The organism is Flavobacterium sp. 2755, from assembly GCF_031455715.1.
Lineage (GTDB): Bacteria > Bacteroidota > Bacteroidia > Flavobacteriales > Flavobacteriaceae > Flavobacterium.
This window is the reverse complement of record NZ_JAVDTG010000006.1, coordinates 309308-328420: the sequence shown is the minus strand read 5'-3', so window position 1 is coordinate 328420 and position 19113 is coordinate 309308. Positions and strand designations below refer to the sequence as shown.

The window sequence follows — 19113 nt, the reverse complement described above, 5'->3', positions numbered from 1 at the left end:
CAATTGCGTCCAGCTCTAGCTGGATGAAAAATTGATCAAAAGAAAAAAGCTTTAGCCAAACTATGCGTTTGGCTAAAGCCTTTTCAAATTTTATATTTAATACCTCCAGCTAAAGCTGGAGGCAATTGAAAAAAATCTTTTTAATTCTTTTATCCCGATAGCTATCGGGAGTGGCAAAAAAACTTTGCGCCTCTGCGACTTACGAGATTAATTTGCAACCGTTCTTACTTCCCTAAAATTCCTTTTTTCAAAATCTGTCCAAAGTCATACATATCCTCATAAGAACAATATAAGGGAACCGGTGCCAAACGAATTACATTTGGTTCTCGCCAGTCTGTAATTACTCCGTTTTTCATTAAATAATCGAATAAACTTCTTCCTTCTCCATGCAGAAAAACAGATAATTGTGAAGCTCTTTCGATTGGGTTTGAAGGTGTAATAATTTCAAAATTACCTGCAACTTCTTTATCTATTTCGTGTAGAATAAATTCTAAATAAGAAGTAATGTGATCTCGTTTTGCAATTAAAGCATCCATTCCAACCTCAGCAAACATTTCTACAGAAGCCAAATAAGGCGCTAAAGACAAAACCGGAAGATTACTAATCTGCCATCCTCCTGCTCCGTGAACGGGATCAAAATTAGGTTCCATTTTAAAGCGACGTTCTTTGTTATGTCCCCACCAGCCAGCAAAACGTGGTAAATCCGGATCGTTGTGATGTCTTTCGTGAACGAAAACTCCAGAAGCATTTCCTGGCCCTGAGTTCATATATTTATAACTGCACCACGCGGCAAAATCTACATTCCAGTCATGAAGTTCTAATTTTATATTTCCGGCAGCGTGTGCTAAATCCCAACCTACTTTTGCTCCGGTTTTTTGTCCGGCAGCCGTAATGGCTTTAATATCGAAAACTTGTCCGGTATAATAATTTACTCCACCAATTAAAACTAAAGCTAGTTCATCGCCAACTTCTTCGATTTTTGCCAAAACATCTTCCAGACGAATATTATGTTCTCCTTCACGACGTTTAATTTCTACGATCGCATCTTCTGGTTTGTATCCGTGAAAATGAACCTGGCTTTGAAACATATATTGATCTGATGGGAATGCTTTTTCTTCGCAGATAATTTTATAACGTTTTCCTTTTGGCTGATAAAAAGAAACCATCAATAAATGAAGGTTTACAGTTAAAGTATTCATTACCGTAACTTCTGACGGAAGCGCTCCCACAATTTTACTCAATGGTTCTGCAAATCTTTCTTGGTAATCCCACCAAGGTTTCTCAGCATAAAAATGACCTTCGACAGCCAATTCAGCCCAGTCGTTCATTACTTCATCTATATAGGCTTTGGTGCGTTTTGGTTGTAACCCTAATGAATTTCCGGTGAAATATATAACTCGTTTGTCATTTACTTTAGGAAAAATGAATTGTTCCTGATAGTGATTTAGTGTGTCTTTCGAATCTAGCTCTCGTGCAAATTCGCGTGTATTTTGAAAAGTCATTGTGTTTATTTTGAGTCGTAAAAATAACAAAAATTTCGATTATTGTTTTTTTTGTTTCAGGTTTCAGGTTTCACGTTGATATGGTTTGTGAAATTTAACGCAATCCCGATAGCTATCGGGATTGCGTTAAATCACATAACGAACTTGAAACCTGAAACTTGAAACAAAACTATTAAAAACAAAAACCCGACAGGTTTTAAAAACTTGTCGGGTTTCTTTATAAGATAAATTCTAGTTATAGAATTAACATTGCATCTCCGTAAGAATAGAATTTGTATCCTTCTTTGATTGCTTCGTCGTATGCTTTTTTCATTAAATCATGTCCACAGAAAGCAGAAATCATCATTAATAATGTTGATTTTGGTGTGTGGAAATTTGTAATCATACAGTTTGCAATACTAAAATCGTGAGGAGGGAAAATAAATTTATTTGTCCATCCTTCATAAGGATTTAAAGTATTAGCAGAAGAAACAGAACTTTCGATTGCACGCATAGAAGTTGTTCCTACTGCACAAATACGTTTTTTCTTTGCTTTTGCTTCGTTTACGATATCACAAGCTTGTTGATTAATGATCAATTCTTCTGAATCCATTTTGTGTTTAGATAAATCTTCAACCTCAACTGGATTGAAAGTTCCTAAACCTACGTGTAAAGTTACCTCAGCAAAATTTACTCCTTTGATTTCTAATTTTTTCAAAAGGTGTTTTGAAAAGTGTAAACCAGCAGTTGGTGCCGCTACAGCTCCTTCTTCTTTTGCGTAGATGGTTTGGTATCTTTCAGCATCTTCAGCAGTAACTTCTCTGTTGATGTATTTAGGAATTGGAGTTTCTCCAAGTTCTGTCAATTTGTTTCTGAATTCTTCATAAGAACCATCGTATAAGAAACGTAATGTTCTACCACGAGATGTTGTATTGTCAATTACCTCAGCAACTAATGAATCGTCGTCACCAAAATAAAGTTTATTTCCGATACGGATTTTTCTAGCCGGATCTACTAAAACGTCCCATAAACGCTGCTCTGAATTTAATTCTCTTAATAAGAAAACCTCAATTCTCGCTCCTGTTTTTTCTTTGTTTCCGTACAAACGAGCAGGGAAAACTTTTGTATTGTTAAGAATTAAAACGTCTCCGTCATCAAAATAGTTGATAACATCTTTAAACATTTTATGTTCTATAGTTTGTTTTTGACGGTCAATTACCATTAAACGAGATTCATCTCTATTTTCTGCCGGGAATTCAGCTAAAAGTTCTTTCGGTAAATTGAAATTGAAGTGTGATAATTTCATATTTGAAGTTAGATTTTAAAATATCAATCTTAGATTTTTTTATCTAAAATTTTAAATCGCCTGCAAATATACGATTGTGAGATAGGCGTTGTCAAGTGTTTTGACGTTTATTTTCAAAAGTCCTTGATTTAGTGCCGTTTCGAGAACCATTAAAAATGCTTTTTTGAACCATATAAGTTATATAAGTTAATTTAATTTGGATTCCTTTAACAAAAAAGCCTCTGATTAAAACCAGAGGCTATGTTTTTTTCGCCACGAATTCACGAATTTATAATTTAAAAATTCGTGAATTCGTGGCTATTTTTTATTTGTTATAATTCTGAGACTTGGAAGTTTAAGGCTTTTAAATCGTTCCAGAAATCCGGGTAGGATTTAGAAACTACTTCGGCATCGTCGATAATAATTGGCACTTTTATCGCAAGCGGCGCAAATGCCATTGCCATACGGTGATCGTTATATGTTGCGATATGTATGTCGTGATTAATAGTTGAAGACGGTTTTAAAGTTAAGCTGTCATTTGTTACTGAAATGTTTGCTCCTAGCTTTGTAAGCTCAATTCTTAAAGCTTCTAACCTGTCTGTTTCTTTAATTTTTAAAGTATGAAGACCTGTTAAATGACATCCAATTCCTAAACCTAAACAAGTTACTACGATTGTCTGTGCAATATCCGGCGTGTTATTCAATTCAAAATTTACATCTTGGTAATTAAATCCTGCCACTTTTTCCAAAGTCATTTTGTTGTTTTGGAAAGTGGTTTTTACACCCATTTTTTCATAAAGTGAAACTAATTCTGAATCTCCCTGAAGACTGTTTTCTTTATAACTGCTCAAAGTGATTTTTGCAGCATCGGCCAAAGCCACGAGACTAAAGAAATACGAAGCTGAACTCCAGTCAGATTCTACAACCATTTCTTTTGATTCAACAGATTCTTTAGGATAAACTTTAATTATATTTCCTTCAAAAGTTGTTTTGATATCTAAATCATTTAACAAAGCCAAAGTCATTTTGATATATGGAACTGAAGTAATTTCTCCTTCTAATGTCAGTTCTAAACCATTTTCTAGTTTTGAAGCGACTAATAAAAGTGCCGAAATATATTGGCTGCTTACATTTGCTGCTAAACTAACTTTTGAAGCGGTAACTTTTTTTCCTTTGATTCGAATTGGCGGATAACCAACTTCTTTTTCATAACTAATCTCGACTCCTAATTGTGCTAATGTTTCAACCAAAATTTTGATTGGTCGTTCCTGCATTCTGCTTGAACCTGTCATTACGACTTCTCTGCCTTCAGTTACCGCAAAATATGCTGTTAAAAAACGCATTGCAGTTCCGGCGTGGTGAATGTCTACAATTGTATCATTGCCAATTAATGCTTTCTGCATTACTTCGCTGTCGTCTGAGTTTGAAGTATTTGCTAAAGTAATATTCGGGAATAAAGCTTTTAGTAATAATAAGCGGTTTGTTTCGCTTTTAGAACCTGTGATATTTAATTGTGAATTATCAATGGTGAATTGTGAATTCGTACTTAATTTTAAATTCATTTTTTTAATTGTAAGTTGTGAATTATGAATTATGAATGATTAGAAACATAATTCAGCCCCGCAATTTACCACTCCCCATTCATAATTCAAAATTCAAAACTCATAATTCAAAACTTATGAGTGATATTTCACAATTATTTCAATTTATCGTTGTTTTTGTGACGATCTTTATCTCTAACCGATTTTAAGTCCATTTTTTTATCAAAAGCAGCTTGTAAATCGATTCCAGTTTGGTTGGCCAAGCATAAAACTACAAATACAACATCTGCCAATTCTTCGCCTAAATCTTTATTTTTATCGCTTTCTTTTTCAGATTGTTCTCCGTAACGACGGGCAATAATTCTGGCAACTTCACCAACTTCTTCTGTAAGCTGTGCCATATTGGTTAATTCGTTAAAGTAACGAACTCCGTGTTCTTTTATCCAGGTATCAACATCTAGTTGTGCATTTTTCAAATCCATGATTACATTTTTTTAAGGACAATTTTTTCATTTTGACTGGCAACAACTTTTTGAAAAATATTTTTCAGACCTGTATATTGCTCTGCTGCAAAAATACTGCTGTTAATTTCTTTTGAGCAGGTTATTTGAATTTTATTTCCTTCGGCAGAAAAATTTAGCAAATAGATTATATTTTTATCTTCTGTCGCAATTCTAATAGGCTGTGGCAGAGATTCTACTTGAAAACCTTCTGGAATTTCGATATTAACATTATATTTTTGTTGATTTTTATATCCAAAATAAACCGGCATAACTCTTTGTTCCTGATTAAATGGATTTTTGGTTCTTGTAAAAAACAATAACGGACTTACGAAAATTTTCCCTCCTATTATATCCGACTGACTGCCTGATGTAAAAGAAAAGGTTTCCAGAATTGGATCTTTAATATTTGATTTTTGATTCTCAATTTTATAATTTGAAATAGCCAAATTTCCTAATTCTGCTTCAAATTTTTCAAGGTAATTATCCTGGGTTTTAGCACCATTTTCTACCCTAAAATGATAGGCATCATAATCTGTTCGAAGAATTCTGACCTGTCCGCTCATCTTTCCATCCTGAGCAATTTTTGCCATCAAATTAAAACTTTCTTTGGAAGGATTTGAAGGTTCTAATTCGATCTCTAATGAAGTTCCGTCATTTTTTATAAGTCTTCCTTTCCAATTCAAAACATTTAAAGGCAAAATATTTGGAGAAGTATATTTGTGTGTTGCGTCAAGTAGAAATTGTTTTCCATCAATTTCTGCCGCGGCAATTACATAATTAAATCCGGTTCTGGTAGGATAAACAGGCTGTCCGTTTTCGATTGTACTTACTAAAACTGGGGCTGCCTCTATTCCTGCCAATCTTAGCATATTAATCAAAATGAAATTAATTTCGGCTACATTTCCTGTTTGGTCAGTATATGCTTTTTTAATTCCTTTATCTGTATAATAACCGTAGTTTTCATTCCAGTTCATTTTGTTTTGAACGTAGGTAAAAACCAAATTCAGTCTTTCGTTTTGAGATTCTACATTTCCAATTAATCTTTTTACATCTTCGACTAAAAAACTCATTTCATTAAGTTCTTTTCCAAAGCTGTCATCTTTAAAAATTGTTTTTGCCACACCTTCCCAAGTCATCGTATAATCTTTTACGGGTTGTTCCGGCATTCTTACTCTTTCCAGCTCGTGTTTGATTGTTCCTTTGTAATTTTCAATGTTATTTACATACGGTTCCTCATACAAAGCCGGTACATTTTTTCCTGAATAATAGGCTTCAATTTGTCTATATGAAAATGAATTGGTTTGATTGTGTTCATTTTCGAATGTTTGGCTTCCTGTAGAAAACTTAGAATCATTTTCCAGCGGAATGTCTCCTATTAAAATTGGTTTATAGATGTAGAATTCCGGTATTTCAGTTTTATAATAGAAGTAATTAACCGGAATATCGTATTGCATATCAAAGTCAGGGAATTTTACAATATTCTCAGACTTCAAAATGTATTTATATTCGATAATTGAACCCACTTTTACATTGGGCAGTGTAATGGCTTTTTCTTTCCAGTAATTATTGATTTTTTTCTTAAATGCGCCTTGATTCTCCAGCTTGGTTTTTACTACGGCGCCATTTTCGAGATTATAGGTAATTGCATCAGAAAATTCTAGTCGGTCTTCGTTTAAGTTTTCATAACCTATATAAAATCTAACTTTTTGATCAGCCCATTTTAGGCCTTCTTTTTTGTAAATTTTAATTTTGACTTCACAGATATGGTTGGCCGTAAACCCGGCATCTTTATTATAACTAAAATAGGTTCTGCCTTTTTTAAACAATATAGCTGCAGAGGCGCTGCTGTCTATTGGATGCACTTTTTCCTGAAGTTCGGCAATAGTTACTTTTCCCAATTGATAGTTTTGAGAATTGGCTTTTGCGATAAAAACAAAGAAAATTATAGCAATTAAAAATTTTGGCAGCTTCATATTATATTCTTTTTAATACTATTTTTTCGTTTTGATTGGCTAACATTTTCTGATAAAGATTTTTCAATCCTTCATATTGATCTGCTTCAAAAACGCTATTCTTAATAACTTTTGAGCAGCTAATTTGTATTCTGTCATCGACATTCACAATATCTAAAACAAAAACTATCTCTTTATTTTCTGATGAAATCTGAATAGGTTTAGGCATTGATTCTATTTTATAACCTGCAGGAATTTCCAGGTTTATAATAATTTTTTCCTCTGAAGGATATCCAAAATAAATGGGTAATACTCTCTTTTCCTGATTAAATGGATTTTTAGTTTTGGTTAAAAATAATAAAGGATTTAAAAATATCTTATCATTGATAATCTCCGATTGATTTTCTGCTGTAAAAGAAAAACTCTCCAAAACGGGTTCTGCAAGATTTGTTTTTTTATTTTCTATTTTATAATCTGATATCTGCAGATTTCCTAATTCTTCTTCTAACTTTTCAAGATAAGTTTCCTCATTTTTATTGTCATTTTCAACCCTAAAAACATATGCTTCATAATTAGTTCTCTGAATTCTGGCTTTACCATTCATTTTCCCTAAATCGTCCATTTTTACCAGAATGTTTGTGTATTCCTTAGATAAGTTGACTGGTATTAAATCAATTTCCTGCGAGGTGCCGTCTTTTTTGATTAGCCTTCCTTTCCAGTTTAATAAATTTAGCGGTAATATATCTGGTGAAGTGAGCTTGTGAGATGCATCTAAAAGAATTTGCTTTCCGTCAATTTCAGCAGCAGCAATAACATAGTTAAAACCAGTTTTTGTGGGATAAACAGGTATACCGTTTTCAACCGTGCTTACCAAAACCGGATTTGCTTCTATCCCTGCTACTTTTAGCATGTTTATCAATATGAAATTGATTTCGGCAACATTCCCAATCTTGTCTTTATATGCTTTTATCACACCTTTATCTGTGTGGTAACCTTTTTCTCCATTCCAGTTCATTTTATTTTGGAGAAACTTAAAAATAATATCTAATTTTTCTTTTTGAGATTCAACGTTTGCAACTAATCGTTCGACATCTTCGGCCAGAAATTCTTTTTCTTTTAATTCTTTTCCAAAGCTTTCACTTTTGTAAATGATATTCACCACATCCTGCCAGGGATCAGCAGATTCTACAAAGGGTACATTCTGAAGTTTTTTTCCTTGCAATTCGTTATGTATGGAGCTGAGATAATTATTTATATTGTCAATATAATTTTCTTCAAAGAGTGCCGGAATATTATGGGCTTTATAAGTATTATTGGCTACTTTAAAAGTAGTCCCATATATTTCTTTATTTTCTGTGAGATGAGATTCATTTTCTATTTTATTAAATCCTATTAACAATGTTTTGTAAATATAAAACTCCGGGATTTCGGTTTTATATTCGGCATAATTAACGGGTATATTAAACTGAAAATCAAAATCCGGAAGCCTAATTAACATTTCTGTTTTTAAAATGTATTTAAACTCTATTATTGAGCCTTCTTTTACATTAGGAAAAGTAATCGATGCTTCGTTCCAATATTTATTTTTTTTTGCCTTAAAACTACCTTCGCTTTTCAATGGCGTCTTTACGATTACACCATTTTCAAGATTGTATGTTACCGCATCTAAAAATTTAACGGTATCATCATTCAAACCATCATAGCCCACATAATACGGAACTTTTTGATTTGCCCAGCTTAAACCGCCTTTTTTATAAATTTTGATTTTTATTTCGTAGACATTATTCGAAACAAAACCTGCTGACGGACTGTGAGTAAAAAAAGTCCTTCCCTTTTTAAATAAAATAGCAGCGGATGCGCTGCTATCTTTTGGGTGTATTTTTTCTTCAAGTTCAGCAATAGTTACTTTTCCTAACTCGTAATTTTGGGATTGTACCTTTACAATAAAAAGAAAAAACAAAATAAATACTGAACTTGAAAATTTCATATTAGATTCTTTTTAAAACTATTTTTTCAGTCTCTTTCGCTACCATTGCTTTGTAATATTCCTTTAGCATTTCATATTTTTCTGCAGATACAATTGCTTCATTAATTTGATGTGTAACTGATAATTGTAAAAAATTACCATTAGCAGCAATATTAAATTTAAAAGCCCCCAAATTATCTTCCATAGATATAGCTGCCGGAGCAGGCAATGTTTCAATTGTAAAACCTTCCGGGATTTGAATTGTGATATTATATTTGTCAGCAAATGGGTAACTAAAATCTACAGGGTATTCTCTCACTTCCTGTGTGAATGGGTTTTTATTTTCTGTGAAAAACAACATTGGGCTTACATAAATTTTCCCGCCAATTTGTTCACATAAATTTGTTCCTGTAAAAGAATAGGTCTCTGTTATAGGTTGTAAAACATCTTTTTCATTTGTTTTTACGTATTCGCTAATTTCGATTTTATTATTTCTGTTTTCCAGTTTTTCAAGATATTCTTCTTCTTTTAAACTACTAATGTTCTCTCTGGTAACCATCGCATTATAGTCTGTATATTGTCTTCTGGTTTTTCCTGTAACTTTTCCTTCAGAATCTATAGCATAATTCATAAATACATTATCACCTGAAACTTTTTTCGGCATTAAATCGACTTCTTCTGATGTCCCGTCTTTTCTAATTAAACGCCCATTCCAGTTTAAAGCCCTTAATGGTAAGGTATTTGGCGTCGAAAACTTGTCGGTTGCATCAAGTAAAACATTACCATTTGGAGTTTCTACTGCAGCGATAACATAATTAAATGCAGTTCTGTTAGGAAATAACGGAATCCCATTAGAACGTGTACTTACTAAAACCGGATTTGCCGTTAAGCCTGCATAGCGAAGCATTGCAGTAAGCATAAGATTTATATCGGCAACATTTCCTGTTTTTTCTTTATATGCTTTTTTAACTCCATTATCGCAACTATAGCCTTGATAATCATTCCATTTTACACTAGCTTTCACATGATTAAAAATACCCCATATCTTTTCTTCAGGTGTATTTAAATCTGCCAGTAATTTTTTCAAATCATCTTCAAAATAACCTGTTTTATTTAATTCCGGACCAAAATCGTCATAATCATAAATTGTTTTTACAACAGAATTCCAATCCGCAGAATATAATTGCTGCGGTCTGTTTGGCCATTTTTCTGAGGCTAGCTCAAAAGCTAAAATTGAAGTATAATTATCAATATTGTTAACGAAAGCTTCCTCTTTTATAGCTGGCAAATTTTTAGCTGTGTAAGTTGTTCTTGTTTCAGAATATTCTACCTTTTCTGTCGAAAATTTACTTTGACTTGAGTTATTTACGCTTCTTTCATTGCTTGTCAACAATACAGAGTTGGTTCTTGTCAGCATTGTTTTTTCAGGAAAAACATATCCTTTATGCATCACATTAAACACATAATATTCAGGAATATAAGTTGAGAACTCTGAGTCATTTACAGGAATATCATACTGAAATCTCCAGTCACGCATCCAGCTGATATAGGGAGCTCTCACTGTATATTTATACTCAATAACAGAACCTTCTTTTACATTAGGTAATGTGATTTTTTTTCTTCCGTAAAATTTACTAACTGACTCATCAAATATTCCGTCGCTTTTTAATTTTGTTTTTTCTACTTTTCCAGCTACTAAATTAAAAGTATTCGCATCAGATATTTGAACATTCTCTTTTGAATTTCCGGAAATAGAATAACCTATAGCTTGATTAGCATAACTATACCCTTCTTTTTTATATATTTTTATTCGCGTTTCAACTTCTGTTATTAGGACAAAACCATCATTCGAATTATAATCCAAACGGGAAACCCCATGTTTGAACAAAATAGCTGCCACTGCTGCTGTATCCTTAGGATGTTTTTTCTCTTCCAATTCAGCAACTGAAACTTTTCCTAGTTTAAATTCCTGAGCATTAATAGTAAAAATTGAAAAAAAGAAGAAAAAAAAGATAATTGGTAATTGGTTAATTTTCATTTTGGTTAGTTTTTGTTTAAGATGATTTTGGCATTGTCATTTCTTGATACCTGCTCTATAAAAAGACGGTATTCATCATATTCTTTGTTTGAATATTTTCCTTTATTTACAAACATAGAGCGTTTGTAAATCAGTTTATTGTTGTCTTTTTTGATAATTTCAGTTTTGTATTCTCCAAATTTCCCTTTTAATTCAAAGTTTGAAGGCAGAAATTCTATTGAAAAACCAGCAGGAAGATTGATCTCGATTTCGTCTGTATCTAAATATCCACGCTGAATTTGAAATGGATTTTTACGGTTTCTGATTCGTTTTATACTTCCTGTATATTGATTAAAAGCATCAACCACGAACATCATTTTTGTACCCGTAATTGTTCCGTAATTTGAAGCATTAATCTGAGCATCTTCAATAAAACGAACATTTTCTTTATCGTTTGTAAAAGTTATTTTGCCCAATTTCAAATTATTAATATTATCCCAATAATCTTTGTAATGTTCTTCTTTTTCATTGGGCTGCATCGTTTCAACTCTTGACTTTGAAGCATATTGGCTTCCTTGTGATGCAATTTTTAAAACACCTGAAAAGTTTCCGTTTTCATCAATTGTATAAGTTCCTTTTCCTTCCTGAGTATTTCCTTTATCATCGTAAATTTTAGTACGAACAATTTCTCCTCCTTCAGGTTTTACTACTAAAACATCACGATCATCTGTAAAAATGCCCTGATATCCAAAAGGATCATCCTGACTTGTACATTCTAACCAGATATAATTATTCCCGTTTGGAACGGCGAGAATCATATGATTGCCCTGCATCGAAACAAAATCTGACTGAATATCTAACTTATAACGATCTCCATATAAAATAGTGTTGTAAGACGGCACATCTACAACCTCCAGAAGTGCTTTTGTATAATTTGATAATGCTTTACAATCTCCATATCCTAAACGATCTACATCGCTGGCAAACATAGGCTTCCATCCTCCAATGCCAACTGCAATATTCACATATCTGGATTTTTTTTGAACATAATCGTAAATAATTTTAGCTTTCTTGACAGGATCTTTTTCGTCTCCTACAAGTGCTTTTATTTTTACTTTAGTTTCATCTGGTAAAACAGTAGTTCCATTTAAGATTTTTTCTCCGTACCATTTTCCAAATGCTTCCCATGTAGTAGCTTTTCCGTCAACTCCTTCTAGGTGAAAATTTTCTAATCCCATCATAACTTTTGGAAAAAGCTCTCCATAAGACGGACTCAAATCTTCTTGTTTCTGAGCCACAATATTGGTTGCTGTGTAGCTCAAATTAGTATCTGTATCAGACGTTTTTTTAATATTGAAACCATCAAATCGGAACTCTTTCTTTTTAAATCCCAATTCTTTAGGAAAAGTAACATTCAAAACACATTTCTCTACGCTTAGATTATAAGCACTCAGGAAATACCATTGCGGTATAAAAGCTGTATTTGAAGTTTCTGTTTCACAGTTGTAGACAATTGTAAAAGGATATGAGATTGGAGTATAATCTAAATAAAGTACGCGATTATCTGAAAACAGCGTACTGCCGCTAACTGCACTTTGATCTCTAAACTCTTTTTTCCTGATTTTTTTTATTTCATTTCCTAATACATCATAAACTATAGCTTCTATATTTTTTATTGAAGTAGTTTTATCATAATGTGCATAAGCGTCAATGTCATTTAAACCTTTTTCATTTAAAACAGAAACCACTCTTTGACTTTTGATATTCATACTTCTTTGTGAAGCAATAACAATATCCATTTGATCTAATCGAACAACAGCATTAGCATTTTGTTTAAGACTATCTGCAATAGTAACTGTAGAATAATTAGTCTTCTGAGCAGAAGAAATAAGGGAAAATAAGATAAAAAAAAGCCTAAAACAGGTAGATTTCATTAGTCAGTAATTTCGTCAAATATATATTATTTTTAGAAATTCTTAACATTTGTTGAGTTTATTTTTACTCTCTGTTTTTGCTATCGATTAGGATCGTTACAGGGCCATCATTTAATAAACTGACTTTCATATCGGCACCAAAAATTCCGGTTTGTATCTTTTTATCAAATTCTTTTTCTAAAGCTTTTACAAAGTTCTCATACATAGGAATTGCAAATTCCGGTTTGGAAGCTTTTATGTAAGATGGTCGGTTTCCTTTTTTTGTAGAAGCGTGAAGTGTAAATTGGCTCACAACAATAATTTCGCCATCGATATCCTGAACCGAACAGTTCATAACATCATTTTCGTCACCAAAAATTCTCATTTTTATGATTTTTCCAGCAAGCCAGTCAATGTCTTCCTGAGTGTCGGCATCTTCAATTCCAACTAAAACTAATAATCCTTTTTTAATATCGGCTGTTTTTTGACCGTTAACAATTACAGATGCTTCGGATACTCTTTGAAGAACAATTTTCATTTAATGATTAATTGTGAATTATTAATTATTGATTTTTTCTTTAGAGGTGATAAAATTAAAATTGCAGTCAATGATAATTTACAATTAACCATTCACAATTAATAATTATTTACGTGTTTCATCACTCGCAGCTCGATCATCACCATAAATATCAGTACGATAATGTTCTTCATCACCTTCTAATATTTTTAGGTAACTATTGTAACGTGACCACGCAATTTCATCTTTTTCTAAAGCTGCTTTTATGGCGCAATGCGGTTCTTCTTTATGGAGACAATTATTAAACTTGCATTGATCTTTCAGTTTAAAGAATTCAGGAAAATAACCGCTGATTTCTGATGGTTCCATATCGACGATTCCGAAACCTTTTATTCCTGGTGTATCGATGATTCGCGCATCAAAAGACAAATCATACATTTCGGCAAAAGTTGTTGTATGTTGTCCTTGTTTGCTTTGCTCTGAAATTACAGTTGTTTTTAAATGAAGACTTGGTTCCATCGCGTTTACCAAAGTCGATTTTCCAACTCCAGAATGTCCAGAAAACATACTCACTTTACCAATCATCATCTCTTTAAGTTGGTCAACTCCTTTATTTTCTGTTGATGAAATTCGGAGGCATTTATATCCAATTTCGGTATAAATATGCTGTAAGTAAAGCTGATCGTCTAAAGTCTGTTCATTGAGCGTATCGATTTTGTTGAAAATTAAAACTGCTTCTATTCCGTATGCTTCCGCAGTAACCAAAAAACGATCAATAAAACTTGTTGTAGTTGGTGGATTATCAATAGTAATCAGTAAAAAAACCTGATCAATATTCGATGCAATAATATGTATCTGTTTTGATAAGTTAACCGATTTACGAACAATGTAATTTTTTCTTTCGTGAATTTTATGAATCGTTCCCGTTAAGGCATCCGAAGTTTCTTCTAATTCATAATCGACAATATCGCCTACAGCAATTGGATTGGTACTCTTAATACCTTTCATTCTGAATTTCCCTTTCATACGGCACTCGATAAAATCCCCTTTTTCAGATTTTACGGTGTACCAGCTTCCTGTAGATTTATATACGATTCCTGTCATTCAAATTTTAGATTTCTGATTTTAGATTTTAGATTGCTCTTAAAACTAAAAATTTTAAAAGGCAAAATTACGTTTTTAGAATTGAACAACGCAACTTCGCCTTTTAAATTTGAAATCTCTAATTTGAATTTATGAATCTTACCAGACTATTTCAGCTAAAACTTCATTTTCTTTCACTTTTCCTAATTGAATTGTTTTTAAAGTTCTGGATATTTTTCCAGCTTTAGTTGTATAAATTTCAACCATAATTGTAGCCGGGCCATTTTCTGTTAATTCTGTTTCTCCAAAATAATTGGTTTTAATTTGATATTTACCTTTTACAGCATTTCGAATTATATATTGTTCCGGGCCATAACCTTCTGTAAAATCTTTAGAAAATCTTCCACCAATTTGTGTTGAAGTATGGCTGTAGTAACATTCTTCATTTGTTGGTTCAATAACATGAAGATCTAAATCGACATCCATTTGGTTCCAGTTCATTATAATTCGAATATCAACTGGCTTTTTTGCTGTATATTTTTTATCAAGTTTTCCTGTTTTCAAACCTGAATGCTCTGCCATCAATCGATTAATATCCATTAAAATAATATCTTCAACACCTTCGTATTGACCGCTCATTTCTCCGTAATAATTTACTTCCATCGCTTTAATTAATTGATCAAAAGCTTCCTGATATTTTCCTGCATCTTCTAGTGTTAAAGCATAATCTCTAAGACTCTGTGGTTCATGTTCTCTCCATTTTGCAACTTGTTTTGCGGTAAAAACTGCATCATTATAATCTTTCCACTGACGTAAAGTATAAGTGAGAGTTTTATAAAGCTGATGATTTTCTAAACCTAAATCGGCAATATTACTGATAATCAATAATGCTTTTTTGACATCTCCCTGATTGTAAAAGAAATGCGCCACATCAAAATAAAAACTCGGATTTCTTTCCTGTGCTTTTCTTAATTCTAAATACAAATCGTATTGTTTTTCTTTTGTAGCTTTTGCTAAAGCTTTTAAATACAATCGATCTGGATTCCAACTTTTTGTTTGGACAACTCCACTATTTGTAGACTGCTTTTTCGTTGTTATTATAATAACTCCATTTGCCCCTTTGCTGCCATAAGCAGCAATTCTCGAAGCATCTTTCAAAACATCTACGGTATCGATATCATCTGACTTTAAATCGGTGAATTCACCCTCATAAAACTGACCATCAACTATAATTAAAGGTTTTTTTGAATCTCCATCTAAATATCCCAGATCTAGATTTGAATCTTGTGGAATATCTTTATTTTTTGAGATGCCTTCTGAAATAGCACCAACAACATCTGATTTTTTTTGAGTCCCATATCCTACAACAATTGTTTTTTGTGATTTAGCAGCATTTACCTCTCTTTGTATCACTTCGCTTCCAACCTTTTTATCTTTTAATTCAACAATTCTTGGGATGTCATCAATAACTTCTTCTGCTTTTGCAACCACAGGCGCAACAAATTTAACCTGATCAGCTTGAGGTGTAGATGATGCAGGAGCGGCATTATACACCCTATTGTCTTCCTCAATAACCATTGCAGCTGGAGCTGCTCCAACAGGTTCGTCTATTGTTAAAACAGCATCCGGATCTCCTTTTATAGTTTCATATCCAATTGTTATATCCTCATCTCTACTTCTTGCCCCTGGCGGTGGCGGCGGTGGCGGTGGAACTTGTCCTTTGTGCTTATACTTCGACGCTATTTTTTGTCCTTTATACTTAATATTTTTTTTCCACCAAATATCTAATCCGTTAAAATAACTTTCTATATTGTCCCAATTACTTTTTTCCTGCGCTAAAGTAGTATCATGTTCCTGTTTTTTAATTCTGTCAAATTCTGCACGTAATTCTGCCGGTGGAATAATATCGTACGAAATATAATCGCGGATATTTTCTAAAACAATCAACGAAGTATTTTTAGTAATGATGCCGTATTTTTTTCCCAAAAGTTCAATTTCGTCAGCATTTTTAGCATATTCAAAATCAAGATTTGCTATTTTTTTCTGTGCCCAAAGTTTTTCAATATTTACATCATTAGTGTTTTGAATCGCACCATCAAGCGTAATTTTTCTTTCTAAAACAGCTTCATTATTATATCCGAATAATAACGTAATCTCATTTTTTGGATTTAAAGAAATCCCAGAAAAACTAAAATTTCCTGAAACTGAAGTTCCTTCTATTGGGAACAAATCAGTTACTGTTAAATTCTCTTTTATTCCTAAAAATTTCAAATTTGTATTTGTCAATTTATCCAGAGCAATTTCAGTATTACTTTGATTTAAATTGATGAAATTGCCGCCCGTCTGCATTGCTGAATAATTCAGAAAAGCAAAATCAGCAGACACTGAAGAGGTAATCGTATAAATTGATTTTTTAGTTTTTGGCAGAAGATTTTCACTCAAAGAAGACAATCCATCTGTAAAAAACAAATATTCATCCTGACCCGTAAAGTTGAGCTGCGAAAAACGGGTTCCTCCATCGTATTTTGTTTTTTCTAAAACGGCTTTTAAAGCATCCCAATTTCCGTTAGAAACAATATATTCTTGTTGTTTATCAAACGTATAATTCAAAAAGTACAGCGTAACTTTTGTGTTTTTTATTTTCTGAAAATACGCATCCAGTAAATTCAATTCTTTCTTTACATCCCTGTTCTGACAGCTTAAAGAATTATCCCAAATTAATCCAATTGAAGCTGGTGATTTTTTAACTGTTTTATTGCCTTCGATAAAAGTATTTCCGTAAAAGTAATGCTGTCCGCCAACGTCCTGCATCAAAACACTTGGAATACTTTGTTGTATTGGAATTTTAAGCACAATTTTTTCTGCAGGCTGGTAATTTTCTTTTTTAACAGAAGCCTGAAAAGCTTGATTCCATTTTGAAAAGACAATTTCGTTTCCTGAATTCTCAGTAACGGTTGGTGCTGTTGAAGTTCCTAAAACCGAAACATTAATTTCAAACTGATCTAATTTCTTCGGAAAACGACTTACCAATTGATAGGCCAGATTATCTTTATCAAAAGCCGCAAGTTCTTCTTCGTAACCAATTATTACAGTTCGTTCTCCGTTTGGCATTAAAGGATAAATTCTGGTTCTGAAATTATTTCCATCTACTTTCTCTAACAATCCCGGATCAACACGACGATGTTCAATAGCTTCAAAAACCTGTTTTCCTTTATTTTTATTTACAGGAACGGCTTCTCTCATTTTTCCATTGATATCAATGGCATATCTTGAAACCGAAACATTTTCCGGCAGCGGAAAAATAAGTTCTGCTTCCATCTGTCGAGTTCCCGAATTGAAAAAATGCATTTCGGCAGTGGTGTAAGCGATATTCCCAACAACTTTTACATTGACTAAAAGTTTGTTCATTCTCACTTTTTCAGCATCATCACCTTTAACATTTAGTTCAGGGCTTTGTGCGAAAGTTTTTGTTCCTAAAAACAGTACAAAACAAAATAACAATTTGAAGTTAACTTGAAACATTGCTGGCATAAAAACATTGGTTTTAGATTTCATAACGTGAAAGTTAAGGTTGTATATTGATATAGAGAGCAAAAAACATCAAAAGGTTGGGAAGAGAATACTTATTTTCAAAAAAAATCTCCAAAGCCTTGCGACAATGGAGATTATAAAATTTTACGATATAAGTGATATAAGAAAATCTAAGGGTTGAATTTGCAAAAATTAAATAAAACTTATAACACTTATGTAACTTATATGGTTTTAGAAAAAATTATGCGTTGAAAATCTTCTCTTGGTGACCAATACTTTCCTGGTGAATTGCTTTGAACATTCTTAAAACAAATTCTTCAGTAAGACCTTTTTTCTCACCTTCTAAAATCATTTTTCCTAAGATTTCGTTCCAACGATTGTTTTGAAGAATCGCTACGTTTGCATCTTTTTTCACCTGACCAATTTCGTCAGCAACTTTCATACGTTTTCCTAACAATTCTAATAAGTTAGCATCAAGAACGTCGATATTAGCTCTTAGTTTTGTCATTTTTTGGCTGTACTCATCTGTAGTATCATCCGTTTTTCTGATAGTCAAATCTTTAATGATTTGTTTCAAAGCATCTGGAGTAACTTGCTGCGCAGCATCAGACCAAGCGTTGTCCGGATCGTAGTGCGTTTCGATAATCATACCATCGTAGTTCAAATCTAAAGCCTCTTGCGTTACTTCAAAAATCATTTTACGATCTCCTGTAATGTGAGATGGATCGATGATTAATGGTAAATCAGGGAATTTATTTTGTAATTCGATAGCAATCTGCCATTCTGGAATGTTTCTGTATTTTGTTTTTTCGTAAGTAGAGAAACCTCTGTGAATAACTCCTAATTTCTCGATTCCAGCCATGTGTAAACGCTCAACACCACCTAACCATAAAGCTAAATCCGGGTTTACAGGGTTTTTAACCAAAACAATTTTATCAGTTCCTTTCAAAGTATCAGCAATTTCCTGAACCGCGAAAGGGTTTGCAGTTGTACGAGCACCAACCCATAAAACGTCAATATCATGTTCTAAAGCTAGTTTACAGTGAGCCGCAGTTGCAACTTCAGTTCCCATTAATAAACCAGTTTCTTTTTTAGCTTTTTGTAACCATTTTAATCCAATTTCTCCAACACCTTCAAATCCTCCTGGACGTGTTCTTGGTTTCCAGATTCCTGCTCTGAATACACTAACTTTTGAATCTTTCAATTCGTGAGCAATTTTCAATACTTGATCTTCCGTTTCTGCACTACATGGTCCAGCTATCACAAGTGGGTGATTTAAATTGAAATCTTCTAACCACTTTCTCATTTCTTTCTTATTTTCCAT

General features: G+C 32.8%; 12 protein-coding genes. All 12 read right to left on the bottom strand.

Annotation, left to right across the window (positions count from 1 at the left end):
- Positions 1–224 precede the first annotated feature (224 nt).
- Positions 225–1502 (bottom strand): kynureninase, encoded by a 1278-nt coding sequence (gene kynU / locus J2Y38_RS16265; protein WP_309844509.1) that lies wholly within the window; start codon positions 1500–1502, stop codon positions 225–227.
- 235 nt (positions 1503–1737) lie between these two features.
- On the bottom strand, positions 1738–2787 hold the full coding sequence (queA, locus tag J2Y38_RS16260; protein ID WP_053472529.1) for a tRNA preQ1(34) S-adenosylmethionine ribosyltransferase-isomerase QueA: 1050 nt from the start codon (positions 2785–2787) through the stop codon (positions 1738–1740).
- A 311-nt stretch (positions 2788–3098) separates the two neighbouring features.
- A complete protein-coding gene (gene aroA / locus J2Y38_RS16255; protein WP_309844506.1) occupies positions 3099–4328 on the bottom strand; it encodes a 3-phosphoshikimate 1-carboxyvinyltransferase in 1230 nt (409 codons plus the stop codon).
- Positions 4329–4462: 134 nt separating this feature from the next.
- Positions 4463–4789 (bottom strand): nucleotide pyrophosphohydrolase, encoded by a 327-nt coding sequence (locus J2Y38_RS16250; RefSeq protein ID WP_012022600.1) that lies wholly within the window; start codon positions 4787–4789, stop codon positions 4463–4465.
- Positions 4790–4791: 2 nt separating this feature from the next.
- The gene (locus J2Y38_RS16245; RefSeq protein ID WP_309844494.1) at positions 4792–6783 is read right to left on the bottom strand and encodes a DUF3857 domain-containing protein; all 1992 of its coding nucleotides are present in this window, start codon (positions 6781–6783) and stop codon (positions 4792–4794) included.
- Position 6784: 1 nt separating this feature from the next.
- On the bottom strand, positions 6785–8749 hold the full coding sequence (locus tag J2Y38_RS16240; protein ID WP_309844493.1) for a DUF3857 domain-containing protein: 1965 nt from the start codon (positions 8747–8749) through the stop codon (positions 6785–6787).
- A 1-nt stretch (position 8750) separates the two neighbouring features.
- A complete protein-coding gene (locus tag J2Y38_RS16235; protein WP_309844491.1) occupies positions 8751–10766 on the bottom strand; it encodes a DUF3857 domain-containing protein in 2016 nt (671 codons plus the stop codon).
- A 5-nt stretch (positions 10767–10771) separates the two neighbouring features.
- Positions 10772–12679 (bottom strand): DUF3857 domain-containing protein, encoded by a 1908-nt coding sequence (locus tag J2Y38_RS16230; protein WP_309844490.1) that lies wholly within the window; start codon positions 12677–12679, stop codon positions 10772–10774.
- Between the two features lie 64 nt (positions 12680–12743).
- Positions 12744–13196 carry a D-aminoacyl-tRNA deacylase gene (gene dtd / locus J2Y38_RS16225; protein WP_309844488.1) on the bottom strand — a complete coding sequence of 151 codons (453 nt, stop codon included), beginning with the start codon at positions 13194–13196 and terminating at the stop codon, positions 12744–12746.
- Between the two features lie 105 nt (positions 13197–13301).
- Positions 13302–14279: a ribosome small subunit-dependent GTPase A gene (gene rsgA, locus J2Y38_RS16220; protein WP_309844486.1), complete on the bottom strand. Its 978-nt coding sequence runs from the start codon at positions 14277–14279 to the stop codon at positions 13302–13304.
- A gap of 138 nt (positions 14280–14417) precedes the next feature.
- The gene (locus J2Y38_RS16215; RefSeq protein ID WP_309844483.1) at positions 14418–17813 is read right to left on the bottom strand and encodes a VIT domain-containing protein; all 3396 of its coding nucleotides are present in this window, start codon (positions 17811–17813) and stop codon (positions 14418–14420) included.
- A gap of 217 nt (positions 17814–18030) precedes the next feature.
- Entirely contained in the window at positions 18031–19113 is a 1083-nt protein-coding gene (locus tag J2Y38_RS16210) for a bifunctional 3-deoxy-7-phosphoheptulonate synthase/chorismate mutase type II (RefSeq protein WP_099709674.1), read from the bottom strand.

Excerpts from the sequence above, each read along its gene's own strand:
- J2Y38_RS16245 (WP_309844494.1), bottom strand. The coding sequence starts at position 6,783 with ATGAAGCTGCCAAAATTTTTAATTGCTATAATTTTCTTTGTTTTTATC.
- rsgA (WP_309844486.1), bottom strand. The coding sequence starts at position 14,279 with ATGACAGGAATCGTATATAAATCTACAGGAAGCTGGTACACCGTAAAA.
- aroA (WP_309844506.1), bottom strand. The coding sequence starts at position 4,328 with ATGAATTTAAAATTAAGTACGAATTCACAATTCACCATTGATAATTCA.
- J2Y38_RS16230 (WP_309844490.1), bottom strand. The coding sequence starts at position 12,679 with ATGAAATCTACCTGTTTTAGGCTTTTTTTTATCTTATTTTCCCTTATT.
- dtd (WP_309844488.1), bottom strand. The coding sequence starts at position 13,196 with ATGAAAATTGTTCTTCAAAGAGTATCCGAAGCATCTGTAATTGTTAAC.
- kynU (WP_309844509.1), bottom strand. The coding sequence starts at position 1,502 with ATGACTTTTCAAAATACACGCGAATTTGCACGAGAGCTAGATTCGAAA.
- J2Y38_RS16215 (WP_309844483.1), bottom strand. The coding sequence starts at position 17,813 with ATGAAATCTAAAACCAATGTTTTTATGCCAGCAATGTTTCAAGTTAAC.
- queA (WP_053472529.1), bottom strand. The coding sequence starts at position 2,787 with ATGAAATTATCACACTTCAATTTCAATTTACCGAAAGAACTTTTAGCT.
- J2Y38_RS16210 (WP_099709674.1), bottom strand. The coding sequence starts at position 19,113 with ATGGAAAATAAGAAAGAAATGAGAAAGTGGTTAGAAGATTTCAATTTA.
- J2Y38_RS16235 (WP_309844491.1), bottom strand. The coding sequence starts at position 10,766 with ATGAAAATTAACCAATTACCAATTATCTTTTTTTTCTTCTTTTTTTCA.
- J2Y38_RS16240 (WP_309844493.1), bottom strand. The coding sequence starts at position 8,749 with ATGAAATTTTCAAGTTCAGTATTTATTTTGTTTTTTCTTTTTATTGTA.
- J2Y38_RS16250 (WP_012022600.1), bottom strand. The coding sequence starts at position 4,789 with ATGGATTTGAAAAATGCACAACTAGATGTTGATACCTGGATAAAAGAA.